The organism is Enterobacter sp. RHBSTW-00975, assembly GCF_013615235.1.
Taxonomy (GTDB): Bacteria; Pseudomonadota; Gammaproteobacteria; order Enterobacterales; family Enterobacteriaceae; genus Enterobacter; species Enterobacter ludwigii.
The window spans coordinates 607,474-633,201 of the sequence record NZ_CP055883.1 but is presented as its reverse complement, the minus strand read 5'-3'; the positions used below and the strand labels follow the sequence as shown (position 1 = coordinate 633,201).

Genomic DNA, 25,728 nt, shown 5'->3' with positions numbered 1-25,728 from the left:
CGAAGTCCAACGTGGCTCAATTCGTTTATACCATGCATCGTGTCGGCAAAGTTGTCCCGCCGAAACGTCATATTCTTAAAAATATCTCGCTGAGCTTCTTCCCGGGCGCAAAAATCGGTGTTCTGGGTCTCAACGGTGCCGGTAAGTCCACCCTGCTGCGCATCATGGCCGGCATCGATACAGACATCGAAGGTGAAGCCCGTCCGCAGCCTGGCATCAAAATTGGCTACCTGCCGCAGGAGCCTCAGCTCAACCCGGAACACACCGTTCGTGAATCCGTTGAAGAGGCGGTTTCTGACGTCGTTAACGCACTGAAAGGTCTGGATGAAGTGTATGCCAAATATGCTGAACCGGATGCGGACTTCGATAAACTGGCCGCTCAGCAAGGCAAGTTTGAAGAGATTATCCAGGCACATGACGGCCACAACCTGAACGTGCAGCTTGAGCGCGCCGCTGACGCCCTGCGTCTGCCAGACTGGGATGCGAAAATCGCGAACCTCTCCGGGGGTGAACGCCGCCGCGTGGCGCTGTGCCGTCTGCTGCTGGAAAAGCCAGACATGCTGCTGCTCGACGAACCGACCAACCACCTGGATGCGGAATCCGTGGCATGGCTGGAGCGTTTCCTGCACGACTTCGAAGGTACCGTTGTGGCGATCACCCACGACCGTTACTTCCTCGACAACGTTGCAGGCTGGATCCTGGAGCTTGACCGTGGTGAAGGCATTCCATGGGAAGGCAACTACTCCTCCTGGCTGGAGCAGAAAGACCAGCGTCTGGCGCAGGAAGCCTCTCAGGAAGCCGCGCGTCGTAAGTCTATCGAGAAAGAGCTGGAGTGGGTTCGTCAGGGCGCTAAAGGCCGTCAGTCTAAGGGCAAAGCCCGTCTGGCACGCTTTGAAGAGCTGAACAACACCGAATACCAGAAACGTAACGAGACCAACGAACTGTTTATTCCGCCTGGCGCACGTCTGGGGGATAAAGTGGTTGAAGTCACCAATCTGCGTAAGTCTTATGGCGATCGCCTGCTGATTGACGACCTGACCTTCTCCGTACCGAAAGGTGCCATCGTGGGGATCATCGGTCCGAACGGCGCGGGTAAATCCACCCTGTTCCGCATGATGTCCGGTCAGGAACAGCCAGACAGTGGTTCAATCACTCTGGGTGAAACCGTGAAACTGGCTTCCGTTGACCAGTTCCGTGACGCCATGGATAACAGCAAAACCGTGTGGGAAGAAGTCTCCGGCGGCCTGGATATCATGCGTATCGGTAACACCGAAATGCCAAGCCGCGCTTACGTTGGCCGCTTTAACTTCAAAGGCACCGACCAGGGTAAACGCGTGGGCGAGCTCTCCGGTGGTGAACGTGGTCGTCTGCACCTGGCCAAACTGCTGCAGGTTGGCGGTAACGTGCTGCTGCTCGATGAACCGACCAACGACCTGGACATTGAAACCCTGCGCGCACTGGAAAACGCCCTGCTGGAGTTCCCGGGCTGTGCAATGGTTATCTCGCACGACCGTTGGTTCCTTGACCGTATCGCAACCCACATCCTGGACTACCAGGACGAAGGGAAAGTGGAGTTCTTCGAAGGTAACTTCACCGAATACGAAGAGTACAAGAAACGTACGCTGGGCGCGGATGCGCTGGAGCCGAAACGTATTAAGTACAAACGTATCGCGAAATAAATGTAAAACGGCAACGTCAGTTGCCGTTTTTTTTGTTTGTTCCTACACCCTGTGAGTGACGCACCGTTCACCCCCCCACGTAAAACCGCTTCACCTCATCACACTGCATCGCAAAGTCGATATAACGCATCAGCGCCGGCGAGTTCAGCTTGCGGCTCGGGTAAGCCAGCCACAGATCGTTCCCCTCGACGTTCCACTCCGGCAGCACCTTCACCAGCGCGCCCTTTTCAACCTTATCCTCAAGCAAAAAAGCGGGAAGCAGCGTGATCCCGGCGCCGGCGATGGCACATTCGCGCGCATACACCAGATTATCCGTCAGATGGGCGTTATCCGGCAGATAACGGTAATCCTCACTTTCGCTTTGCAGCAGCCACTCAGACCACGCCTTGTGGGTAATACAGCGGTGATCCACCAGCTGCCGGGGATGCGTCAGCGGCTCCCGGCGCGCCAGGTAAGTCGGTGAGGCCAGCATATAACGCGGGCAATGACCGATCATACGGCCAATCAGGGAGGAGTCCTGCGGCTTACCGGTACGCAGCGCCACGTCAAAACCTGACTCGACCAGGTCGAGCACGTCGTCAGAAATGGACACGTCAAGCGAAACGTCCGGATAGCGGAGCTGGAACTCCGCATTCAAATGCGCCAGCAGTGTCGCGCCGATCCCGGCCGGGCAGGTGATGCGCAGTCGACCGCTGGGGTTTTCACGCAGCCGCTGAATGGCGTACTCCGCCCGTTCACTTGCCGCCAGCATCTCACGGCAGTGAACCAGATAGTGCTCGCCGGCGAACGTCAGGTTCAGCCTGCGCGTAGTACGATTGAGCAAGCGGATCCCCACCTGCTGCTCAAGCTGACTGATTCGCTGGCTGACGCTGGATTTCGGCAGCTCAGCTTTCTGCGCCGCCGCGGTAAAGCTGCCCAGCTCTGCCACCAGCGCAAACAGCGCCATATCCTGAAGTTGTTTAAACATGATTGTTCATCCTGTACGAACACTTCGTTCTTAATTGTCCATCTTATCACGCGGCTGAGCACTTAATAGACTAGTCTCAACAACACGCTTTCCATAAAGGAGCTCACCATGTCAGTTAAAGCCATTGCCGTTAATCCAGACAGTCCTGCTGATTTCATTGAAATTACCCAACCGATGCCGCAGCCCGGCGAGCACGATCTGCTGGTTGAGGTAAAAGCCGTTTCCATCAACCCGGTCGATACCAAAGTTCACGCGGGCATCGTCAGAAGCGGCCTGACGGAACCACGCGTTCTCGGCTGGGACGCCAGCGGCATTGTGAAAGCCGTGGGTGCAGGCGTTAGCGGTTTTAAACCGGGGGATGAAGTGTGGTACGCGGGCGATATTACCCGCCCGGGCAGCAATACCACCCATCAGCTGATCGATGCGCGCATTGTCGGGCATAAGCCGGTAAGCCTCGGCTGGGCTGCCGCAGCCGCCTTGCCGTTAACCGCCCTCACCGCCTGGGAAGGATTGTTTGAACGGCTGAATATCCAGGATGCCGGCCCGGACAAAACGCTGCTCATTATTGGCGGCGCGGGCGGCGTAGGATCGCTGGCGATCCCGTTTGCGAAACATCGCAGCAATGTGAAGATCGTCGCGACCGCCTCGCGGGAAGATTCTGCTCAGTGGTGTCGCGATCGCGGTGCCGATCACGTGGTGAATTACCGTGACCTGAAAGGTGAACTGGCTAAACAGGGCCTGACGTTTGTGGATTACATTTTCATTCTCAATGATACCGACGGCCACTGGGATGCCGTCAGTGAACTGATCGCACCGCAGGGGCATATCTGCTCCATCGTTGAGAACGCACATCCGTTGAACCAGGATAAGCTGAAATCCAAATCTGCCGCGCTGCACTGGGAGTTTATGTACACCCGCAGCATGTACCAGACCGCCGACATGGCGCGTCAGGGCGAGATCTTAAACGAGGTTGCGAAGCTGGTGGATAACGGCGTGGTGGAAAGCTCACTGAGCGAAACGCTGCACGGGCTGAGCGTCGAAAGCATCACCGAAGCGCACCGAAAAGTGCTGGACGGGCATATGCGTGGCAAAGTGGTGGTTGAGTATTGAGGGGGGTGTTCCCCCTCACACCGGCCCTCTCCCTCAGGAGAGGGTTAGGATGAGGGATTTACCCCTGCTCCCCCATCATCTCTTTCACCAGCTCTACGCAGCGCAGGAAACGGCTGTCGTAATCTGACTCCTCCACATGCACAAACTCCACGTTATTTTCGTGCAGCATGTCGATGAGCATGCTCTGGAACTCTTTTCTGTCGACGGAACTGCCGAGGCTGCGGATCCCGTCGGCAACCCACGGGGTGTTGTTTTCGAGCAAAATCACCAGGTCAAAACGGTATTCGTCTATCAGCGCCTGCACAAACGGATGCTCGCGTCCCTCGTATTTTTTGCAAAACGCCTGGGTGGTGACGAAATCGGTATCAATGAAGGCCACTTTATTGGCGTATTTCACCGCGAAATCAATGTACTGCGCATGACCGAGCGCGATTTTATCGTAGTCGGAGTACTGCAACGCCATCTCGTCACCGCCCAGATGTGAGAAGACGTAATCACGCCCGTACTCCCACGCACTGGTGGTGTTAAAGATGTTGGCCAGCTTGTTGACCAGCGTCGATTTCCCGCTCGACTCGCCGCCCAGAATCGCAACGGTGCGCACAAAGAACGGTTTTACCTCGGTTGGGATGTAATCCCAGTAGCGGAACGGGTTTTCGCGGATCAGCGCCCCGCTGATGTTCATAAAGGTACGCTTTGGATCGATCAGCACGGTTTCAATGCCCAGATGCTCGCGGAACTGCGGCGCATCGGACTCTTCAGAGGTGTAGATCCAGTTCGGGGTGATCCCCTTTTCGTCCATGAACGCTTTGACGCCATTGCTCCACACATCCCAGCCGTGCGGATACGGCTCCATGCCCTCTTCATTAAAAGCATGAATACGAATGTTTTTCTGGTACTTAAAGGTCTGCAGCAGCCAGCGCAGGCGGTCCGGCACGGTTGGCTGCTGCGACATGGCGCTGTCCTCGAACAGCTGACGGTCGCGGGTTTCATCGTAACCCATGATGATATGCAGCTCGTCCACCTGGCTACAGGCACGCTGGATCAGATAGATGTGCCCGGTATGCAGCGGGTAAAACTTGCCAAATACCACGCCGACGTTCTTTTGCATACGCGGGAATTCAAGCCCCAGAAAGCGGTGCAACGCTTCCAGCTTTTGTGCGCTGGGGCTTTTGATTTTGGCGTTCAGCAGTTGGCTCAGGTAGCCTTTGGTCATGCCGCTGGCATCCGCCACCTGCTGCAGCGTGCAGCCTTTCTGGCGGATTGCGGTCTTGATGTAGTCAAATGATGACATAAATTACGGTGCCTCCTGCAAAATCGAATACGTAATTATAAGTCGTCAAAGACATTTAACGCATCTGCGAGTTTCTTCACGCCAAAGACCTGCATCCCTTCGGGGATTTTTTTCGGCACGTTGGCGGCGGGCACAATGGCGCGGCGAAAGCCGTGCTTCGCCGCCTCGGAGATGCGCTCCTGGCCGCTTGGCACCGGGCGTATCTCCCCGGCCAGACCCACTTCACCAAACACCACCAGGTCCTGCGGCAGCGGTCTGTCACGCAGGCTGGAGACCATTGCCAGCAGCAGCGCCAGATCCGCACTGGTCTCAGTGACTTTGACCCCGCCGACCACGTTGACGAACACGTCCTGATCCGCCATCTGCAGGCCGCCGTGGCGGTGCAGTACGGCCAACAGGATCGCCAGGCGGTTTTGTTCCAGGCCAACGGCCACACGCCGTGGGTTACCCATCATTGAGTGATCCACCAGCGCCTGAATTTCCACGAGCAGCGGACGCGTCCCTTCCCAGAGCACCATCACCGAGCTACCGGAGGTCACTTCATCGCCCCGGCTGAGGAAGATGGCAGACGGGTTGCTGACTTCACGTAGCCCCTGCTCGGTCATGGCAAACACGCCCAACTCGTTCACCGCACCAAAACGGTTTTTGTGGCTGCGCAACGTACGGAAACGGGAATCGGCATCGCCGTCGAGCATAACGGAGCAGTCGATACAGTGCTCCAGCACTTTCGGCCCCGCCAGGGAACCATCTTTCGTGACGTGGCCGACCATCACAATCGCCACACCGCGCGTTTTGGCAAAGCGCGTGAGATAGGCGGCGGTTTCACGCACCTGCGCCACGCTCCCCGGTGAAGACTGGATATCCGCCATGTGCATCACCTGAATGGAGTCGATAACCATCAGCTTCGGCTGCTCTTCTTCGGCAATCATGCAGATTTGCTCGATGCTGGTTTCCGAAAGCATGTTGAGGTTGCCGGTTGGCAGGCCAAGACGGTGCGCACGCATCGCCACCTGCTGCAGGGACTCTTCACCGGTGACGTACAGGGTTTTCATCTGTTCGGCGAGCTTGCAGATCGTTTGCAACAGCAGTGTTGATTTACCCGCTCCCGGGTTACCGCCGATCAGGATCGCACTGCCCGGCACCACTCCCCCGCCGAGCACACGGTCAAACTCTTTGAAGCCGGTCGAGAAACGCGGCAGCTCTTCGAGGCTAATATCCGAGAGCTTTTGCACTTTCGCGACACCGGCGTTGCCGGCATAACCGCTCAGGCGTTCATTGCGGGCCACGCTCGGCGAAGCCGCCACACCACGCACTTCGGTGATGGTGTTCCAGGCATGACAGGCGCTACATTGCCCCTGCCAGCGCGGATAATCCGCACCACATTCATTACAGACAAATGCGCGTTTTGGAGCTTTCGCCACGGTTTACCTCGTTATTTCTGATTCACGCTGCCGGAGAGAATGCAGAACACCCCCATCAGGTCAGCATGACGGATGGTGACTTCCGTCTTTTCATTCACTTTAGGCTTGGCATGGTAGGCAATGCCAAGGCCTGCCGCTTTGATCATCGGCAGGTCGTTCGCGCCATCACCGATGGCAACGGTCTGGACGACAGGAATTTCATATTTTTCCGCCAGACGGGTCAGGGTATTGGCTTTGTACTGGGCATCCACGATATCGCCGATCACCTGGCCGGTCAGCTTGCCGTCCATGATTTCCAGCTCATTCGCCACCACGGTGGTCAGGCGCAACGTGTCGCGAAGGTAGTCGGCGAAGAAGGTGAACCCGCCCGAGGCGATAGCCACTTTCCAGCCCAGCGTTTCTAACTTCAGCACCAGCTGCGTCAGCCCCGGCATTAACGGCAGCTCATCACGCACCTGGCGCAGGATGTTCGCGTCCGCCCCTTTCAGGGTCGCCACGCGCTGTCTCAGACTGGCGGTGAAATCCAGCTCGCCGCGCATTGCCCGTTCGGTCACATCGGCCACCAGCTCGCCGCTGCCGGCAAGCCTGGCGATCTCGTCGATGCACTCGATCTGGATGGCGGTGGAATCCATGTCCATCACCAGCAGACCCGGCGTTTTCAGGTGTGGAATTTTGCCGAGAGGCGCCACGTCCAGGCCGGCATCATGTGCCAGGCGGGTCGCGCGCTGCGTCAGGGAACCTGCCAGGCGGATGACCTGATAATCCTCTACGCACCAGGCCGCCACGATGACCATCGCTGCACCCAGTTTGGTTTGATATTGGGTCAGGCGTTGTTTGTCCAGGCCGCGTCCGTACAGCAGCCAGCCGCTACGGCCAGCGTGGTAATCCAGAGGCATCACCTCATCACCACTTAAAGAGAGCGGCAATCCTGGCCATAAAGAGACATCCGTAGGCAGGTCGCACCAGGTAATGTTCGGCATTGAAGCTCCTGTGAATTCGTTCGCGCCGGAAGGTTCCAGAGGGAAAATAACGCATGAGGCTACCTTGTAACCATCACTTCTGGCAACATTAAGCCGTAAATTTTCAGCAGGTGGAATATGGCTCGCGCAAAACTGAAATTCCGACTTCATCGTGCCGTGATTGTCCTGATATGTCTCGCACTCTTGGTCGCGCTGATGCAAGGAGCATCGTGGTTCAGCCAGAATCACCAGCGGCAACGTAACCCGCAGTTTGAGGAACTGGCGCGTACTCTGGCGCGTCAGGTCACGCTCAACATCGCCCCGGCGATGCGCACCGAAACGCCGGACGAGAAGCGCATAGGTCAGATATTACGCCAGTTAACCGAAAACAGCCGCATTCTTGATGCTGGTGTCTACGACGAACAGGGCGACTTGATCGCCCGTGCCGGTGAGCACGTTGACGTCCGTGACAGGCTGGCGCTGGACGGCAAAAAAGCCGGCGGCTATTTCAATCAGCAGATCGTCGAACCCGTGCAGGGGAAAAATGGTCCGCTCGGCTATTTGCGCCTGACGCTCGACACCCACACCCTGCCCACCGAAGCAAAACAGGTGGACAACACCACCAATATTTTGCGCCTGATGCTGCTACTCTCGCTGGCCATCGGTGTGGTGCTGGCACGCACGCTGCTGCAGGGTAAACGCACCCGCTGGCAGCAATCGCCTTTCCTCCTGACCGCCAGTAAATCGGTGCCCGAAGAGGACGAGGGCGATAAGAAAGAATAGTGATAAAGTAGGCTTACGATTCGGAAAAGGAACTTTGCCATGACGACGTTACGCCTGCTTATCTCTGACTCTCACGATCCCTGGTTCAATCTCGCGGTAGAAGAGTGTATCTTCCGTCAGATGCCAGCCACTCAACGGGTGTTATTTTTATGGCGCAACGCCGATACGGTGGTGATTGGCCGTGCGCAGAATCCCTGGAAAGAGTGTAATACCCGGCGTATGGAAGAGGATAACGTCCGCCTGGCGCGACGCAGCAGCGGCGGCGGCGCGGTATTTCACGACCTCGGCAATACCTGCTTTACCTTTATGGCGGGCAAACCTGAATACGATAAAACCATTTCCACCGCGATTGTGCTTAACGCCCTGACATCGCTGGGCGTGACTGCCGAAGCGTCAGGCCGCAACGATCTGGTCGTCAAAACCCCCGACGGGGATCGCAAAGTCTCCGGCTCCGCCTACCGTGAAACCCTGGACCGGGGGTTCCATCACGGGACATTGTTGCTGAATGCCGACCTCAGCCGTCTTGCGAATTACCTTAATCCCGATAAGAAAAAGCTGCAGGCCAAAGGTATCACCTCCGTGCGAGGCCGCGTCGCCAACCTGATCGAATTACTGCCGGGCATCACCCACGAACAGATCTGCGATGCTATCCGCGAAGCGTTTTTCGATCACTACGGTGAGCGGATCGAAGCCGAAGTGATCTCCCCGGATAACACCCCTGACCTGCCAAACTTTGCGGAAACCTTTGCCCGTCAGAGCAGCTGGGAGTGGAACTTTGGTCAGGCGCCGGCCTTCTCGCACCTGCTGGACGAGCGCTTCACCTGGGGCGGCGTGGAGCTTCATTTTGACGTGGAAAAAGGCCACATTACCCGGGCACAGGTCTTTACGGACAGCCTGAACCCTGCGCCGCTGGAGGCGCTGGCCAGCCGCTTACAGGGCTGCCTGTATCGTGCCGACACGGTGCAGCTGACATGTGAGGCGTTACGTGGCGAGTTCCCCGATCAGGCAATCGAGCTGGGCGAGCTTTCTGCCTGGCTTTCGCAGGCCGTACGCTAAACTATGTTGCCCGGCGTGCTTCGCCGGGTGAGTGATGTAACCTGTTTACGCGATAACCTCTTATTCTTATTTTTTAAGCAGGCTTCAGGGATCCAGCCTGCCCCATCTTATTAAAAAATATTATATTATCGTCGGGAAGGGCATTGAATGCTTCCCGGCCTTACGAAAACCGCTAATAACTTTCAATAATAAATTGAACAATAAAAGCGGAAATATGCCCGTAAAATGCGTGAAAATATTCACACCATCTATGCTTTTATATTTTCATTACTGCCCGTTTAGAAATTCTAAATACACCATTTAGAGCAGCCACAATATACTACTGCCCGTGGTTACACCCATATATAAAACCTATTGATTACATTACTAGTCGACAGCTCTATAATTTCTCTTCGTTAAGGAACAACAATGAAAAAAATTCTTCTTGTCGCGGCCATCGCTGCGGCAACGTCCATGACCGCAGCCCATGCGGCTAACACCGCCGTCATGAAAGTGCAAGGCAAACTGACCAACGCGTCATGTACTCCTACAATGAGCAACGGCGGCGCAGTGGATTATGGCAAAATATCAATGGGCTCACTGAGCGCGACTGAGGATAACCAGCTCGGCCAGCGTGATATCACCATGACAATTACCTGTAATTCTGCGACCAAAGTCGGCTGGACAATGTACGACAACCGCAAAGACAGTCTGGCTGATGGCCATTATATTGAAGTCGATGATTCTGCCGTTGATGGCAGCTCGACATTCAGCCCTCAGTACACAAGCGGTTTAGGTTTTACCAAAGAGGGCCAGAAGATTGGCGGATGGGCAGTGTATACCAACCTGCCATATGTCACGGTAGACGGCGCACCTGCTGATGCGATTACCGCGGGAGGCACTAATCTGACTAAATGGAATAAAAATACGACGGGTCGTCTTGTTCTGGATGACTACGAAACCATGTCCGTCGCCAAACCGGGTGAACTCGTGCCGATGGCCTTTACCGAAGCCGTATTCCCAATGAAAGTCTCCATGGCAATCAGGAATACCAACAGACTGAGCATTACCGAAGATACCGAACTGGATGGTCAGGCGACCATTACGCTGAAATACCTCTAATTAAATTATCGCTCAGGCGATAACGTATCTCTGACGGCGAATTTAATTCGCCGTTTTTTATTCCTTTATTCATACTGCATCCATCATATTATTCGCAAGACGTAAATACATACATGATTGTATTTACAGCCCTTAATTAAACTCACAACCGAGTGTAGAATTTCTCATTTCACAAATAACTCTGACCATTAATAGAATTCCCGCGCTTGTGAATCAATACGTTAATTACACGCACATAAGAAAATGTCCACTTTTTGGTTAAGGAATAACAGTGAAAAAACTTCTTCTCGCCACTCTGATTGCCGTGGCTTCGCACGCTGCGCTCGCCGACTCTACCGTTGTGATGAAGGTGAAAGGCAAAATGAATAATGCGTCCTGTACGCCTGAATTAAGCAATGGCGGTTCTATCGATTTTGGCACCATCGCCCTGGATCAACTTTCTCCTACCCAGACGAATCAGATGGGTCAAAAGGACATGTCGTTAACCATTAACTGCCCTTCAGCGACCAAAGTGGCCTGGAGCATCGCGGACAATAAAGAAGATACCAATGCGGCAAATGACCTGACGTCCAGCCAGTTCTACATCCGCGATGCGGCGGATAACGGAGGTGATGCCTGGGGCGCTGGCACCACCTATGGCGTTGGCACCACGGCGGCGGGCGAAAAGATTGGGGCGTATGCCATCGCAACGCGCGTGAATGAAGTTACCGCCAATGGTCTTCCGGCTCAGGCCATTTATGCCCCGGCGTACGTCAACAGCAATGGCGAATACATGTGGCGTAACCTGAGTACCGGTATTATTGCCAACGGTAACGCAGAAATTATGACGGCGACCACCCCAGGCAAATCTTCTCCGCTGGCGATTACCAACGTCGTCTTCCCGTTTAAAGTCTCGATGGCCATTGTGAATACCGATCGCCTGACCACGACCGATGAAGCTCAACTGAGCGGCGAAACCACCATTACGCTGGTTTATCTCTGATACGTTAAGGTCATGTTTTCTTTTCTCCGGCGGGATATCCCGCCGTTTTAAAGCAGAATATAAATCCATTCATATCTGATTGTAATGACTTAATAAAATCTCAATGTGCTCGTTAGAAAATCTAATTATTGCATTCTGTGAATCATTAATAGAATCAGCGGCGCTTGTTATTTAACACGTGTATTCATGCAAGCACTTTGCGGACTAAAAATATCTTTTTTAGTCACTCTCTTTCAGGTTAAGGAATAACAATGAAAAAGCTTCTTCTTGCCACCGTGCTATCCATGGCGGCAACAGCCGTTTGCGCAGAACCGACCGCCATGCTCAAAGTACAGGGCTCACTGACCAGCGCAGGCTGCGTGCCGGAAATCAGCAACGGGGGTCTGGCCAACTTCGGTGAAATCGGTCTGGACTCCCTCTCCTCCAGCGTGCCATATCAGGCAGGCCATAAAGATGTCACCCTGACCATCAAGTGCCAGTCCGCCACACGCGTGGGCTGGACGCTTCACGACGATCGCGCGGATTCCAACGCCGGTGCCAGCCTGCCAGCCAACCAATTCCACGTGGATAACGCTACCGCAAACGGTGGCCAGGCTTCTGGCTCCAGCCAACTGAACGGCGTAGGTAAAACCAGCGCCGGCGAGAACATCGGTGCGTATGCCATTTCTACCTACCTGACCTCCGTTACCGCAGACGGCGCGGCGGTACAGCCTATCGCGGCTACCCTGTATACCGGCGGCACGATCAGCAGCAGAAGCTGGATGAACATGTGGACCAGCGGCATCCTCTCCAACGATGGCACCGACGTCATGACCGTTTCCAAAAGCGGCCAGCGTGCACCTTTAGCCTTCATGAGCGCGGCATTCCCGCTGAAGATTGCGCTGGCCGTAGCCCCAAGCGACAAGCTGACCCTGACCGACAAAACCGAGCTTGAAGGCCAGTCAACGATCACCCTGGTTTACCTCTAATCCAGCCCCCTGACGCAAAACTCTCCAGTTACATGGGGAGTTTTTTTCCTGACCAGCGAATGAAACCCACTATGTCTACGATCCACACATCAACACGTTTGATCTGCTCACTGTGCCTCGCCCTTCCGGCTTCGCTTTTTGCCGCAGGAATGGTGCCTGAAACCACCCTGCTGCTGATTGACGAAGCGAACCACGGCGGCGTCATGAGCGTGAAAAACACCGACAGCATTCCCACCCTGCTTTACACCTCCATCCGGGATATCGGGGGCGACCAGGGGGTAAAACTCAACGTCACCCAACCGGTAGTGCGCCTTGAGCCAGGCCAGGAGCAACAGGTTCGCTTTATTCTTGAAACCGACAAACCGCTTAGCGTTGAACAGTACAAACGCGTGGTGTTCGAAGGTATTCCGCCCAAAAGCACGGATAAAAACGTGAAGGTCGGGATCAACCTGCGTCAGGATTTACCGGTCCTGATCCATCCCAAAGATCTGCCGGTGGTCACCGACGCCTGGAAATTACTGACCTGGTCAGTCACCGGGAAAGAGGTCAAGGTGCAGAATCCGTCCGCCTACGTGGTCCGTTTCTCCACCTCTGTCACCTTACTGCCTTCGCATACGGAAGGCCTGGTCAACAAGACGTTTATCCTGCCGGGAGAGACCATGACGGTGCAGACCGACACCCCGGTTAACGGCACCGATAACGCCATTGAGTTCAATCCGGCCAGCCGCTACGGGATTGAAGTTGAGAGCTTTACCGCTTCCCTGACGCGCCAGTAAGACAGGGATGTTTTGGTGATTGAGTTCTCTTTGCGTAATCAGACGCTTCGCGCCGCCATACTGGGGGCTTTGACGTTGCCCGCCCAGTCGGTATCGGCGGCCGGTATGGATTTTAATACCGATATTCTGGCGACCCGGGGTATCAGCACCAACCTCGCCCACTACTTCTCCCAGGCCCAGCGATACCTGCCGGGGCCGCATGCCGTGCAGGTAAAAATTAACGGCGTCGATAAAGGCACGCTTGCGATCCGCGTGGGAGAGGAAGGGCAACTGTGTCTGGATGATGACTTTACCCGTGCGGCAGGTCTTCTTCCGCTGAATATCGATGCAAAAGAGCCCTGCCATAATCTTCTGCAAGATTACCCGACGGCCACCGTCACGCTGCTGCCCAACGCGGAGTCGCTTGAGATTTATGTTCCCGCAGAGGCGATGGACAATGGTTTTTATGCCGCGAAATACTACGCGCACGGCGGTGCGGCGGGTCTTATCAATTACAGTGCGTTCAGCAACTACAACGAGTACGGCAGCGGCGGAAACAGTACCTTTTCCCAGGGCAATATTGGCGCCGGTCTCAACGTGGCGAACTGGACGCTGCGCAGCAACTTTATCCTGACCGACGATAACGGAACCCGCAGCACAGAGAATCTCTATACCTACGCGGAACACGTCTTCGAAGAACGGAAGCTTCGCATTCAGGCGGGGCAGATTAACGTCAACTCGGCGCTGTTCAGTGGCGCACAAATTAATGGCGTTCAGTTCCTGCCGGAAACGGGCCTGCAACCGAATATTCCGGCGACGACTATTTCCGGCATCGCCCGCACCAACCAGGCGCGCGTTGACGTTCGTCAGTCCGGGCAGGTTATCTACTCTTCGCTGGTGAATGCCGGTCCGTTTACTCTGACCGATGTCCCGGTGGTGCGTGGCAACGTGGATCTGGACATCAGCGTGGTCGAAACCGACGGTTCCACCACGACGTTTACGGTTCCCTCCTCCTCACTGAACGTGAGCGGGATGACGCGCACCGAAGGGCTCAGCGTCTCGTTGGGTAAAGTTCGCGATACCGGGGATGAACAGGGGTCGCCCTGGGTATTTAATTTTTCTGACGGAACCCGGTTTACGCCCCAGCTCACCGGCGTCACGGCGGGCGTGCTGGCAGAGCAGTATCAGGCCCTCGGGGCGATGCTGGAATGGTCGCCAGCCGAGTACTGGCTCCTTTCTCCCAGCATTCAGATGAGCCGCGCGCAGTTCTACGGTCAACAAAATGGCCGCAAGATAGAATTGCAAAGTCACCTTTCCCTGCCCGAGCAACTCACGCTTGGGGTCAGCGCATCAACCTACAGCACCGGCTACCGGGAGTTAAACGAGGCGATGGACGCTGAATCCCAGCGCTATCAAAGCGCCTGGAATACCAGCCTCAACTGGAACAACGCATGGGTTGGCTCGCTTTCATTCCAGTACAGCGAGAATGCCGGGGATGAAGAGAGCAGTAGCTCCCGCTACCTGATGGTCTCCTGGGGCAAGAGTCTGGGGCACACGTCGCTCTCAGTGAACTGGCAGCACGCCCTCAGCAGCAGTGAGACGGAGAAGGGCGGCACAAGTGATGGCGACCTGCTCTATCTTAATCTGGTCATTCCGTTTGGTACTGAGCGCATCAGTACCTATATGCGCAGCCAGGGTGAAAAACAAAACCTCGGTATTCAGGACAGCGGATCGTGGGGTCAAAACACCAATTACAACCTCTCGGTCGATCGCGACAATCAGGACAAGACCCAGTCGTTTAACGGTAATGTCAGCACCAACCTGCACTACACACAGCTGGGCATGGCCGCAGGGCTGAACGACGGGAACCAGCATAATTACAGCACCTCCCTCAGCGGCGGCATCGCCCTGCATGGTCATGGCATTACGTTTGCACCCTACCCGATTAAAGACACCTTTGGCATTGCGCGATTAAGCGAGCCGGAAAGCGGTATTCAAATCGCCACGCCCGATGGAACCGTCTGGACCGATGCGTGGGGACAAGCCGTGGTGCCGGGTCTGCGCGAGTGGCAAACCTCTCAGATTGTCATTGATGCCAGCTCCCTGCCACAGGGAATGGATTTATCGAACGGGATACAGACCGTTTCCGCAGCTTACGGCTCATTCGCGCAGGTGGATTTCCACGTGCTGAACACGCGTCGTCTAATGCTGAGCGTGAAACGCCCTGACGGGTCATGGCTCGCCAGAGGGCTTAGCGTGGTGGATAAAGACAGCCGTTATATCGTGAGCGTAATGGATAACGGCAGCGTGTTTATTCCCGACGCCACGGATGCGCCCGCCCTGTATGTGGTGGACGACAACATGGCAAAAATTTGCCACATCACGTATTCGCTCAGCGAAGACAAAAATACCGAGTCCTATTACGAAAAAGCAGAAGGAATGTGCCAGTGAAAACCTGTTATTCCCTTTTATTCGCGGCGTTTGCCAGCATGATTTTGCTCTTCTCCGCACGCGCGTCCAGTGAAGAGTGTCAGGTTACGTTTTCGCAGCCTGTTGTCTCGTTTGGAAAACTCAAACCGTCGGATATCGCCGCCTCGCAGAAGAACTGGAACCGGATGCCGGCCAAAGAAATTACGGCCAACGTTTTCTGCCCGGAGCCGAGAGTGATGGCCTTGTTTCTGCAGTCCACTGCCGGCGTCAACGGAGGAGTTCTCTTTGGTCAGGACGGGCGACTGGCCATTATTGCCGACAATATGGTGGTTGACGGGCATGCCTGCACGCTGGCGAAAACGACGGACCGTATCGGTTTTACGCCCTCCTCCAGCCCGACGCAACGCGCGTTTATCAAAAATAATGAAGGTCTCGTTGCCCGGCAAAATGCCGTGCCGGTGCGGGGTAAACACATGAGCTTCACCCTTAAGATTGTTCCCGTCATTAATAACAGCCAGCTTCGTCATGTTGCTGACAATACCCTTCTTGAGAGCAATATGGCCTGGGAATTATTAACACAGGAATAACCCCATTCACGCGTCAGGTACCTGCCTGCGTGAAGCGTAGAAAAGCACTACCGTTACAAATACTGACGGGTTAATACCCCGCAATGTCATGCTTTTTATTTATGTTAAGGATTAACAATGAAAAAATGTTTACTCGTTGTCGCGCTGGCCCTGGCGGCCACATCCGCACACGCGGGCGATACCGCCGTGCTGAAAGTCAAAGCCTCGCTTGCCGGTGCCTCGTGTGTACCGGAGCTGAGCAATAATGGCGTGATCGATTTTGGCAGGATTCATATTGGCGATTTGTCGCAAACCCAGGCTACGCAGCTGGGCGAAAAAGGGGTGATGCTGACGATCAACTGCCCCACGCCAACAAAGGTGGGCTGGAGTATCGCGGATAACCGTACCGATTCCAACGCCAGCACGGGCAGCAGTAACCTGAAGGTGAAAAACGCCAATGCTAACGGCGGTGAGCTTCGCGGTGCGATGAACACCTTTGGGCTGGGCAAAACGCGCGATGGTAAAAACATCGGCGCGTACTCCATCTACACCACGCCAGGCGATGTGACGGCGAACGGCAATAACGCTGAGCCTATCCGTACGGCCGTGACCGCGGGAGCGGGCGTGAGCCGCTGGCAGAAAGCCAACGGTGGTACCATCGCCAATAAAGATTTGGGTCTGATGAGCGTTGCGCCGGCGGGCAAAAACGACCCGATGGCGGTCACCAGCGTCTCTTTCCCGCTGAACGTGTCGCTGGCGGTCGAGAATCTGAAGAATCTGTCTTTAACGGAAGATACGGAGTTTGACGGTCAGGCGACCATCAGCGTGGTGTATTTGTAACCGGGAAGAGCATGCCGGGCAGCAGACGCCGCCCGGCAGTACAACATTACTCTTTGTCGCCCAGCAGAACGGATTCCAGCGCGATTTTGATCATGTCGTTGAAGGTGGTCTGACGCTCAGCAGCGGTCGTCTGCTCGTGCGTACGGATATGGTCAGACACGGTGCAGATGGTCAGAGCTTTCGCGCCAAACTCAGCCGCAACACCGTAGATCCCTGCCGCTTCCATTTCCACACCCAGGATGCCGTACTTTTCCATCACGTCGAACATCTCGCCGCCGTCTGGTGCATAGAACAGATCAGCAGAGAACAGGTTACCCACGCGTGCGTCTACGCCCAGCGCTTTTGCGGCGTCAACCGCGTTACGCACCATGCCGAAGTCAGCGATGGCGGCAAAGTCATGGTCTTTGAAACGCATACGGTTAACTTTAGAGTCCGTGCACGCGCCCATGCCGATAACCACATCACGCAGCTTAACGTCCATACGTACTGCACCGCAGGAGCCTACGCGAATGATTTTCTTCACGCCGAAATCGGTGATCAGCTCTTTGGTGTAGATGGAGCAGGATGGGATACCCATACCGTGACCCATCACGGAGATTTTGCGGCCTTTGTACGTACCGGTGAAGCCCAGCATGCCGCGAACGTTGTTCACTTCATGCACGTCTTCGAGGAAAGTTTCTGCAATGTGCTTCGCGCGCAGCGGGTCGCCCGGCATCAATACGACGTCAGCGAAATCACCCATTTCGGCATTAATGTGAGGAGTTGCCATCTTCAGTTCCTTTTATCGTGTTTTTGCCGGGTGGCGGCGGCGCCTGCCCGGCCTGCATGGTGTTCCCCCTCTCCCGGAGGAAGAGGGGATACGCCCGGATGTGTTTAGAACATGGCCTTGCCATATTCCATGTCGGACGTACCAAAGTATTTCGCAATAGTCTGACCGATATCGGCGAAGGTTTCACGGTGGCCCAGTGAGCCAGGTTTCACTTTCGGGCCGTACACCAGCACAGGAATATGCTCGCGCGTGTGGTCGGTACCGGTCCAGGTTGGGTCGCAGCCGTGGTCGGCGGTCAGGATCAGAATGTCATCTTCACCCACCAGCTCCATCAGCTCCGGCAGACGGCGGTCAAACAGTTCCAGGCCCGCGGCATAACCGGCCACGTCACGACGGTGGCCCCAGGAGGAGTCGAAGTCCACGAAGTTAGTGAAGACGATAGTCTTGTCACCCGCTTCTTTCATCTCTTTGATGGTGGCGTCAAACAGCGCATCCAGACCGGTGGCTTTGACTTTTTTGGTGATACCGCAGTTGGCATAGATGTCTGCAATTTTCCCCACGGACACCACGTGGCCGTCTTTCTCGTCAACCAGCTTCTGCAGTACGGTCGGTGCCGGTGGCTCAACGGCCAGGTCATGACGGTTACCGGTGCGCTGGAAGTTACCCGCTTTATCACCGATAAACGGACGTGCAATCACGCGACCGATGTTATAGCCGCCTTCGGTCAGCTCTTCACGTGCGATTTCGCACAGCTCGTAAAGCTTATCCAGGCCAAAGGTCTCTTCGTGGCAGGCAATCTGGAACACGGAGTCGGCAGAGGTGTAGAAAATCGGCTTGCCGGTTTTCATGTGCTCTTCACCGAGTTCGTCCAGAATCACGGTACCGGAAGAGTGACAGTTACCGAGGTAGCCCGGCAGATTGGCACGCTTAACCAGCTTGTCCAGCAGCTCCTGCGGGAAGCTGTTCTCGTGATCGGAGAAGTAACCCCAGTCGAAGAGAACCGGCACGCCGGCGATTTCCCAGTGGCCAGACGGGGTATCTTTACCGGAAGAGAGCTCGTGCGCCCAGGCGTACGCGCCTACCACTTCCGCATTGCCGTCCATACCGGCTGCAATTTTACCGGTAGAACCTTCATGGGCTTTCACCAGACCCAGACGGGTCAGGTTTGGCAGAGTCAGAGGGCCTTTACGACCATTGTCCGCTTCGCCTTTCGCACAGGCTTCAGCGATGTGACCCATGGTATCGGAACCCACGTCACCAAAACGTTCTGCATCTTCGGTTGCGCCGATGCCGAATGAGTCCAGCACCATAATAAATGCACGTTTCATAATTGTTCTCCGTACGTAGTGCTTCAAAAATTATCGATCAGATCAGTATACCGCTATTCGGTGATACGGCGATAGACAGTCGGTGTGCTTTGCGGTGCTTTATCATCAAGCGTAATGGCCGCTTTCACCGCCTTTGCCGCTTCCTGCCAGCTGGCTTCATCTTTCGCGTGGATCACGGCCAGCGGACGTTGACCATCGACGCTGTCACCCAGACGCGCCATATCGGTAAAGCCGACGCTGTAATCAATGGTGTCCGAGGCCTGACGACGACCCCCGCCCATCGACACGACCGCCATGCCGAGCGCGCGCGTATCCATCGCCGAGACAAAGCCTTCGGTATCGGCGTAGACCGCTTTGCTGAGCGTCGCCGTTGGCAGGTATTTCGCGTAGTGTTCCACGAAGTCGGTCGGGCCTTTCTGCGCCGCTACCATGCGGCCGAAGATCTCTGCCGCTTTGCCGTTATCCAGCACCGCCTGAAGTTTGGCGCGTGCATCGGCATCATCGCTGGCGAGCTTGCCGGAGATCAGCATCTCCACGCACAGGGCCATGGTGACATCGAGCAGACGCGGGTTCCGGTATTCACCGGTGAGGAACTGCACGGCTTCACGCACTTCCACGGCGTTGCCTGCGCTGGACGCCAGCACCTGGTTCATGTCCGTCAGCAGGGCGGTAGTACGCACGCCCGCACCGTTGGAGACGCCCACAATGGCTTCTGCCAGCGCCGCGGAAAGCTCATAGGTCGGCATAAAGGCGCCGCTGCCCACTTTCACATCCATGACCAGCGCATCCAGGCCTTCCGCCAGTTTCTTGGCGAGGATAGAGGCGGTAATCAGGGGAATAGAGTCAACGGTCGCGGTGATATCGCGGGTCGCGTAGAAGCGCTTGTCTGCAGGAGCAAGAGAGCTGGTCTGGCCGATAATCGCCACACCAACGTCTTTAATAATGTCGCGGAAGCGATTGTCATCCGGGAAGATATCGAAGCCCGGGATGGCTTCCAGTTTGTCCAGCGTACCGCCGGTATGTCCCAGGCCACGCCCGGAGATCATGGGGATATAACCACCACAGGCCGCCACCATTGGGCCCAGCATCAGCGACGTCACGTCACCTACACCGCCGGTTGAGTGTTTATCCACAATCGGGCCATTGAGGTTAAGGCTTTTCCAGTCCAGAACGGTTCCTGAATCTCGCATCGCCATGGTCAGCGATACACGCTCAGGCATCGACATATCGTGGAAGAAAATGGTCATCGCCAGAGCAGCAATCTGCCCTTCAGAGATGGTGTTATCACGAATGCCATTGATAAAGAAGCGGATCTCTTCGTCGCTTAATGCATGACCATCACGTTTTTTACGAATAATTTCTTGTGCGAGAAACACGGTAACCCCCGAGAAAACAGGTTAAATGCGGCGGATGGCCCGCCGCAGGATAAAAATCAGTAGCTGCTTGCGCTCTTACCGTCGCCGTGACCCAGCGCTTTCAGCAGGCTCGCCAGCAGGCTGGATGCACCAAAGCGATAATGACGGGAATCCGCCCACGCCGGACCAAACAGTTCGTCGGCAATCGCCAGGAACTGCTGCGCATCTTCAGCCGTGCGCACGCCGCCCGCGGGTTTGAAGCCTACGGTTTTTTCCACGCCCATATCACGGATCACTTCCATCATGATGCGCGCGCTTTCCGGTGTTGCGTTCACCGGCACTTTACCGGTAGAGGTTTTGATGAAATCCGCACCCGCGTTGATGGAGATTTCAGACGCTTTACGGATCAGCGCTTCTTCTTTCAGCTCACCGGTTTCGATGATCACTTTCAGCAGCACGTTTGCCGCAGCACAAGCGTCTTTACACGCTTTCACCAGGTCAAAACCAACCTGCTCGTTACCGGCGATCAGCGCACGGTACGGGAATACCACGTCCACTTCGTCAGCACCGTACGCGATGGCCGCGCGAGTTTCAGCCAGCGCAATCTCGATGTCGTCATTGCCGTGCGGGAAGTTAGTCACGGTTGCAATGCGTACATCCGGCGTGCCCTGCTCTTTCAGCGTCTTACGGGCAATGGGGATAAAGCGCGGGTAGATACAGACGGCTGCAGTGTTCCCGACGGGCGTTTTCGCCTGATGGCACAGGGCGATGACTTTCTCATTGGTGTCGTCATCATTCAGGGTGGTCAGGTCCATCAGTTTCAACGCGCGCAGGCTGCTTGCAGTTAAATCGGTCATAACATTCTCCAACGGCATCGCCGTATAAATTTCACCTTGCGGTCTGTGACTATTCTAACATCCAGCCGCACTTACACTTCGACATTCATCACAGTTAATGAAAACTGCGTACAAATTTGCATTACTGTAATGAGATGAACTTCAAATTTTACTGCTGTCGCTGCTGATTAAAGCAGCGATACCCGGTGTGGGATCAAAAGTCCCCCCGGGATGACTTCCTACAATTCGGTCATCATCCGCAGAACCATAAAGGAAGCGAATATGTCCCACGCCAGCCCTCACGCACTGCAACAACGTTGCCAGCAAATTGTGACAAGCCCGGTATTGACCCCAGAGCAAAAACGTCATTTTCTGGCGCTGGAGGCGGAGAACAATCTTCCCTACCCCGCGCTGCCTCAGGCCGCTCGCACCGCGCTGGAAGAGGGATTTATCTGCGACATGTTCGAAGGCCATGCGCCTTATAAACCGCGCTATGTTCTGCCTGATTACGCCAGATTCCTCGCCAACGGCTCGGCATGGCTGGAACTGGAAGGGGCAAAGGATCTGGATGACGCGCTCTCACTGCTGACCATCCTGTACCACCATGTTCCTTCTGTCACATCGATGCCGGTCTTCCTCGGTCATCTTGATGCATTACTGCAACCATATGTTAGGATTCTAACACAAGAAGAAATCGATAGCCGAATAAAACGTTTCTGGCGCTATCTCGACAGAACGCTTCCGGATGCGTTTATGCATGCCAATATTGGCCCGGCGGACACGCCCGTTACCCGCGCGATTTTACGCGCTGATGCAGAGCTGAAGCAGGTCGCACCGAATCTGACCTTTATTTATGATCCCGATATCACGCCAGACTCGCTGCTGCTCAGGGTGGCCGAAAACCTCTGTGAATGCAGCAAACCCCATATTTCTAACGGCCCGGTGAATGATAAAATTTTCACAAAAAGCCGTTATGGTATCGTGAGTTGTTACAACTCCCTGCCGCTGGCAGGCGGTGGCAGCACGCTGGTGCGCCTGAACCTGAAGGCCATTGCCGAACACAGCGACTCGCCCGAAGACTTTTTTACCCGTACGTTGCCCCACTACTGCCAGCAGCAGCTGGCCGTCATCAATGCCCGCTGCGAGTTCCTGTATCAAAAATCCGGCTTCTTTGAGAATAGCTTCCTCGTCAAAGAGGGGATGATTGATCCCGACCGCTTTGTGCCGATGTTCGGCATGTACGGCCTGGCCGAAGCGGTGAACGTGCTGTGTGAGAAAGCGGGTTCACCGGGCCGTTACGGTAAAGACGACCAGGCCAACGCGCTGGGGTATCGGATCAGCGAACAGCTCGCGGCGTTTGTTGAAAGCACACCGGTAAAATACGGCTGGAAACAGCGTGCAATGCTGCATGCCCAGTCCGGAATAAGCTCTGATATCGGTACGACGCCGGGCGCGCGGTTGCCTTACGGGGAGGAGCCGGACCCGATTAGCCACCTGCTGAGCGTGGCGCCACACCACAAGCACTATCACGCCGGGATTAGCGACATCCTGACGCTGGACGAGACGGTCAAACGCAACCCGCAGGCCGTGGTGCAACTGTGTCTGGGTGCGTTCAACGCGGGAATGCGGGAGTTCACCGCCAACGTGGCCGGTAACGATCTGGTACGCGTGACCGGATATATGGTGCGGTTGTCCGACCTGGAGAAATACCGTGAAACAGGGTCACGCACTAACACCACCTGGCTTGGAGAAGAAGCCGCCCGACACACCCGCATCCTGGAGCGCCAGCCACGCGTGATAAGCCATGAACAGCAGATGCGCTTTAGTTAGTCAGGTGATCCCCTTCTCCTGCGTGGACGGGCCGGGCAGCCGCCTGGCTCTGTTTCTCCAGGGGTGCAACCTGCGCTGCAAAACCTGCCACAATCCGTGGACCATCGGACGCTGCAACGACTGCGGCGACTGCGTACCCCACTGTCCGCACGATGCGCTGAACATACAGGCCGGGCGGGTCTGGTGGCAGGAGAGTCTGTGTCAGCAGTGTGATACCTGCCTGCAGTTGTGCCAGCAGCAGGCAACGCCAATGGCACACCGTTTTAGCGTCGACGAGATCCTCATTCAGCTCTCTAAATCCGCCCCCTTTATTGAAGGCATTACCGTGAGCGGCGGTGAAGCGACAACGCAGCTGCCGTTCCTGGTGGCGCTCTTCACGGCGATCAAAGCCGATCCCGCCCTGCAACACCTGACGTGTCTGGTGGACAGCAACGGTCTGTTAGGGGAAACCGGCTGGCAAAAACTGCTGCCGGTATTCGACGGGGCAATGGTGGATTTGAAGGCCTGGGGGAACGAACACCATCGCTTCCTGACCGGACGCGAAAATCCGCAGATTAAGCACAGTATCCGCTGGCTGGCACACCACCAGCGGCTGGCGGAACTGCGATTACTGGTGATCCCGGAGCAGTGCGATTATCTGGAGCATCTCAAAGCGCTGACGGCGTTTATCCACGCGTTGGGCAATGTCCCGGTACGCATTAACGCCTTTCATGCTCACGGCGTTTACGGTGAAGCGGCGTCCTGGCGCAGCGCCACGCCAGAAGATATTGAGCCGCTGGCGCGGGCGCTGGAACAACAGCAGATCGTGGTGATCCGACCGGCGCTTTATCTATAACGTAATACCAAATACCGCGCGGGTATTCTCCAGCAGGGCATGCGCAATCACCTCTTCCGGCTCCTCGCGCAGCTCACAAAGCGTGTCAAAGACCCGAGCGGCCTGCTCCGGGCGATTTGGCTGCCCCTGAAAACCGTTGAGCGGCATATCCGGCGCGTCGGTTTCCAGTAATAATGCTTCGAGCGGCAGCTGCGCCATCACATCGCGGGTTTTACTGGCGCGTGGATAGGTGATGGTACCCCCGACGCCAATTTTATAGCCCAGCGCAATAAAGCGCTGCGCCTGCTGCAGGCTCCCTGAAAAACCGTGCACAACGCCCCTTCGCGGAAGATCGATACGCTTCAGATGCATTGCCAGTTTGTCATGGGTTCGACGGGAGTGAAGGATCACCGGCAGATCGTGGCGCTTCGCCAGCCGCAGCTGCGCATCAAGGATCGTCTGCTGGCGCGCAAACTGCGGATCGTCGCGATAGAGATCGAGGCCGATCTCACCGATGGCGACAAGTTTGTCGCCAGCCGTCTGCACAATGCCGTCCAGCGCGTCGATATGCTCATCAAGATGGTGTTCAATCACAATGGGATGCAGGCCGAGCGCGGCGTACAGCGCCTGGTGCCGCCTTGAGAGATCCAGTACCCGCTCAAAGTATGCCGCTTCAACCGCCGGCACAATTAACGCCTCTACGCCGGCTTGTGCAGCTCGCGTGATGCTTTGCTCTTCATCCCCCGTAAACGGTGGAAAATCAAAATGACAGTGGGTATCGATAAACCGGTACGTCACGCCAGATCCTCATTATCTAACAATGCGTCATTCGCCTGCGGAGCATCCACCAGCGGCATCGCCAGCGCATCATTCGCCACCACCGCCGGTGGGGTAATAATGGCTTTATGACGATGTATAGGCGGTTGTTCAGCCAGCAGTTTGCCTATTGTCGCCAGGAAGTAACGCCCGCACAGACGCCCCGTTTTATAATCGGTACGCAGCGCAGGAACGCGGCTGCCCAGCGCCATGCTGACCAGCGGTTTAGGCGGATAAATTTCAAATATACGCAGCTTACCCGGCGGTTTTTCAATAAAGCGCTGCATGGCGCCGTAGGTCGTTTCATGCTTCTTCGCGATATTGACCAGATGTTGCAGGCTGCTGTCGCCTAACCAGCGCTCCATGCGTTTAAACCATTGCGGGGTATAGTACATTTGCGACGGGACGGTGCGGATCACCACAATGGTTTTTGCCCCGCGTCGCGCAGCTTCCTGTACCGGCACCGCGTCACTGATGCCGCCGTCCAGATAGCTGATGCCGTCCAGCAGCGCGCCGGAACGATAGAAACCGGGAATGGCGCTGGAGGCGCGAATGATATCCAGCCAGTTCTCTTTTTGAGGAGAGAAATACCCCGGCGTGTAGTCATCACCACGGCTGGCGCACATCCAGAACTCTTTTCCGCTGTCGAACAGGCGCGCCGCCGTATCCATTGCCAGCGGCATCTGGCTTGAGGTCGAATCCAGCAGCCAGTCAAGGTCAATCAGGTTCCCGCCGCGCACAAAGCGCACCGGGTTGAAAAATTCTTTCGCCGTGGTGTAGCGCATGATCACTTTTCGCGCGTAGCCGGGCTGGTTACAGACATAAGCAGAGAGGTTTTGCGCCCCGGCAGAGGTCCCGAAGTACAGGTCAAACGGGTTGAATTGCGCGCGCATAAACTCGTCCAGCACACCGGCCGTAAAAATGCCGCGCTGTCCGCCACCTTCACACACCAGCGCAAGCGGGCCTGCGCGAAACGGCTTTAACGCCAGCGGCGCAATATTGCCGAGCGTAACGGGAATTCGTTGCCCCACCTCTGCTTTCCTGTTTTCATTTTTCTGTTATGACACAGTAG

23 protein-coding genes are annotated in these 25,728 nt (G+C 55.8%); 13 read left to right on the top strand and 10 right to left on the bottom strand.

Annotated features, from left to right (window positions below; translation table 11 throughout):
- Positions 1 to 11 precede the first annotated feature (11 nt).
- Positions 12 to 1,679, top strand: coding sequence for an energy-dependent translational throttle protein EttA (ettA, locus tag HV340_RS03055; RefSeq protein ID WP_014168546.1), 1,668 nt, complete (start codon positions 12 to 14; stop codon positions 1,677 to 1,679).
- Between the two features lie 67 nt (positions 1,680 to 1,746).
- Here ettA and HV340_RS03050 read toward each other — a convergent pair whose 3' ends face one another.
- Positions 1,747 to 2,646: a LysR family transcriptional regulator gene (locus HV340_RS03050; RefSeq protein WP_025205491.1), complete on the bottom strand. Its 900-nt coding sequence runs from the start codon at positions 2,644 to 2,646 to the stop codon at positions 1,747 to 1,749.
- Between the two features lie 108 nt (positions 2,647 to 2,754).
- Here HV340_RS03050 and HV340_RS03045 point away from each other — a divergent pair, with 108 nt between their 5' ends.
- On the top strand, positions 2,755 to 3,756 hold the full coding sequence (locus tag HV340_RS03045) for a zinc-binding alcohol dehydrogenase family protein (RefSeq protein ID WP_020885270.1): 1,002 nt from the start codon (positions 2,755 to 2,757) through the stop codon (positions 3,754 to 3,756).
- 58 nt (positions 3,757 to 3,814) lie between these two features.
- On the opposite strand, the gene nadR is transcribed toward HV340_RS03045, so the two are convergent.
- The 3 genes from nadR to serB are packed head-to-tail and all read right to left on the bottom strand — an operon-like array spanning position 3,815 to position 7,448.
- Positions 3,815 to 5,047 carry a multifunctional transcriptional regulator/nicotinamide-nucleotide adenylyltransferase/ribosylnicotinamide kinase NadR gene (gene nadR, locus HV340_RS03040; RefSeq protein WP_014168543.1) on the bottom strand — a complete coding sequence of 411 codons (1,233 nt, stop codon included), beginning with the start codon at positions 5,045 to 5,047 and terminating at the stop codon, positions 3,815 to 3,817.
- A gap of 35 nt (positions 5,048 to 5,082) precedes the next feature.
- On the bottom strand, positions 5,083 to 6,468 hold the full coding sequence (gene radA, locus HV340_RS03035; RefSeq protein ID WP_181216286.1) for a DNA repair protein RadA: 1,386 nt from the start codon (positions 6,466 to 6,468) through the stop codon (positions 5,083 to 5,085).
- An 11-nt stretch (positions 6,469 to 6,479) separates the two neighbouring features.
- Positions 6,480 to 7,448, bottom strand: coding sequence for a phosphoserine phosphatase (serB, locus tag HV340_RS03030; protein WP_020885272.1), 969 nt, complete (start codon positions 7,446 to 7,448; stop codon positions 6,480 to 6,482).
- A 117-nt stretch (positions 7,449 to 7,565) separates the two neighbouring features.
- Here serB and HV340_RS03025 point away from each other — a divergent pair, with 117 nt between their 5' ends.
- From HV340_RS03025 to HV340_RS02985, 9 genes are all read left to right on the top strand, one after another.
- Positions 7,566 to 8,210, top strand: coding sequence for a YtjB family periplasmic protein (locus HV340_RS03025; RefSeq protein ID WP_020885273.1), 645 nt, complete (start codon positions 7,566 to 7,568; stop codon positions 8,208 to 8,210).
- Positions 8,211 to 8,249: 39 nt separating this feature from the next.
- Positions 8,250 to 9,266 (top strand): lipoate--protein ligase LplA, encoded by a 1,017-nt coding sequence (lplA, locus tag HV340_RS03020; RefSeq protein ID WP_059306847.1) that lies wholly within the window; start codon positions 8,250 to 8,252, stop codon positions 9,264 to 9,266.
- A 408-nt stretch (positions 9,267 to 9,674) separates the two neighbouring features.
- The gene (locus tag HV340_RS03015; protein ID WP_020885274.1) at positions 9,675 to 10,367 is read left to right on the top strand and encodes a DUF1120 domain-containing protein; all 693 of its coding nucleotides are present in this window, start codon (positions 9,675 to 9,677) and stop codon (positions 10,365 to 10,367) included.
- Between the two features lie 271 nt (positions 10,368 to 10,638).
- Positions 10,639 to 11,349 (top strand): DUF1120 domain-containing protein, encoded by a 711-nt coding sequence (locus tag HV340_RS03010; protein WP_014168535.1) that lies wholly within the window; start codon positions 10,639 to 10,641, stop codon positions 11,347 to 11,349.
- A gap of 251 nt (positions 11,350 to 11,600) precedes the next feature.
- Positions 11,601 to 12,317 (top strand): DUF1120 domain-containing protein, encoded by a 717-nt coding sequence (locus HV340_RS03005; RefSeq protein WP_014168534.1) that lies wholly within the window; start codon positions 11,601 to 11,603, stop codon positions 12,315 to 12,317.
- Positions 12,318 to 12,388: 71 nt separating this feature from the next.
- Positions 12,389 to 13,093, top strand: coding sequence for a fimbria/pilus chaperone family protein (locus HV340_RS03000; RefSeq protein WP_044867940.1), 705 nt, complete (start codon positions 12,389 to 12,391; stop codon positions 13,091 to 13,093).
- Between the two features lie 15 nt (positions 13,094 to 13,108).
- A complete protein-coding gene (locus HV340_RS02995; protein ID WP_032681696.1) occupies positions 13,109 to 15,523 on the top strand; it encodes a fimbrial biogenesis usher protein in 2,415 nt (804 codons plus the stop codon).
- Positions 15,520 to 16,089, top strand: a complete 570-nt coding sequence (locus HV340_RS02990) for a hypothetical protein (RefSeq protein ID WP_223398459.1) — start codon at positions 15,520 to 15,522, stop codon at positions 16,087 to 16,089. Before HV340_RS02995 ends, HV340_RS02990 begins: the two co-directional genes overlap by 4 nt.
- Positions 16,090 to 16,206: 117 nt before the next feature.
- Complete coding sequence (locus HV340_RS02985) at positions 16,207 to 16,908, top strand: DUF1120 domain-containing protein (RefSeq protein WP_063925670.1); 702 nt, start codon at positions 16,207 to 16,209, stop codon at positions 16,906 to 16,908.
- Between the two features lie 46 nt (positions 16,909 to 16,954).
- Here the strand turns inward: HV340_RS02985 and deoD are convergent, their stop codons facing one another.
- From deoD to deoC, 4 genes are all read right to left on the bottom strand, one after another.
- Positions 16,955 to 17,677: a purine-nucleoside phosphorylase gene (deoD, locus tag HV340_RS02980; RefSeq protein WP_059306849.1), complete on the bottom strand. Its 723-nt coding sequence runs from the start codon at positions 17,675 to 17,677 to the stop codon at positions 16,955 to 16,957.
- A 104-nt stretch (positions 17,678 to 17,781) separates the two neighbouring features.
- The gene (deoB, locus tag HV340_RS02975) at positions 17,782 to 19,005 is read right to left on the bottom strand and encodes a phosphopentomutase (RefSeq protein WP_020885280.1); all 1,224 of its coding nucleotides are present in this window, start codon (positions 19,003 to 19,005) and stop codon (positions 17,782 to 17,784) included.
- A gap of 53 nt (positions 19,006 to 19,058) precedes the next feature.
- Entirely contained in the window at positions 19,059 to 20,381 is a 1,323-nt protein-coding gene (gene deoA / locus HV340_RS02970) for a thymidine phosphorylase (protein WP_020885281.1), read from the bottom strand.
- 56 nt (positions 20,382 to 20,437) lie between these two features.
- Positions 20,438 to 21,217 carry a deoxyribose-phosphate aldolase gene (gene deoC, locus HV340_RS02965; RefSeq protein WP_020885282.1) on the bottom strand — a complete coding sequence of 260 codons (780 nt, stop codon included), beginning with the start codon at positions 21,215 to 21,217 and terminating at the stop codon, positions 20,438 to 20,440.
- Positions 21,218 to 21,478: 261 nt separating this feature from the next.
- Here deoC and HV340_RS02960 point away from each other — a divergent pair, with 261 nt between their 5' ends.
- The gene (locus HV340_RS02960) at positions 21,479 to 23,026 is read left to right on the top strand and encodes a YjjI family glycine radical enzyme (RefSeq protein ID WP_059306850.1); all 1,548 of its coding nucleotides are present in this window, start codon (positions 21,479 to 21,481) and stop codon (positions 23,024 to 23,026) included.
- A complete protein-coding gene (locus tag HV340_RS02955) occupies positions 23,001 to 23,861 on the top strand; it encodes a YjjW family glycine radical enzyme activase (protein WP_059306851.1) in 861 nt (286 codons plus the stop codon). Before HV340_RS02960 ends, HV340_RS02955 begins: the two co-directional genes overlap by 26 nt.
- Here the strand turns inward: HV340_RS02955 and HV340_RS02950 are convergent.
- Together HV340_RS02950 and HV340_RS02945 are read right to left on the bottom strand one after the other, a co-directional pair.
- Complete coding sequence (locus tag HV340_RS02950) at positions 23,856 to 24,638, bottom strand: TatD family hydrolase (RefSeq protein ID WP_181216285.1); 783 nt, start codon at positions 24,636 to 24,638, stop codon at positions 23,856 to 23,858. The two genes, HV340_RS02955 and HV340_RS02950, sit on opposite strands and share 6 nt — an antisense overlap.
- Positions 24,635 to 25,687, bottom strand: coding sequence for a patatin family protein (locus HV340_RS02945; RefSeq protein WP_063925671.1), 1,053 nt, complete (start codon positions 25,685 to 25,687; stop codon positions 24,635 to 24,637). The genes HV340_RS02950 and HV340_RS02945 overlap by 4 nt, the downstream gene beginning before the upstream one ends.
- Positions 25,688 to 25,728 lie beyond the last annotated feature (41 nt).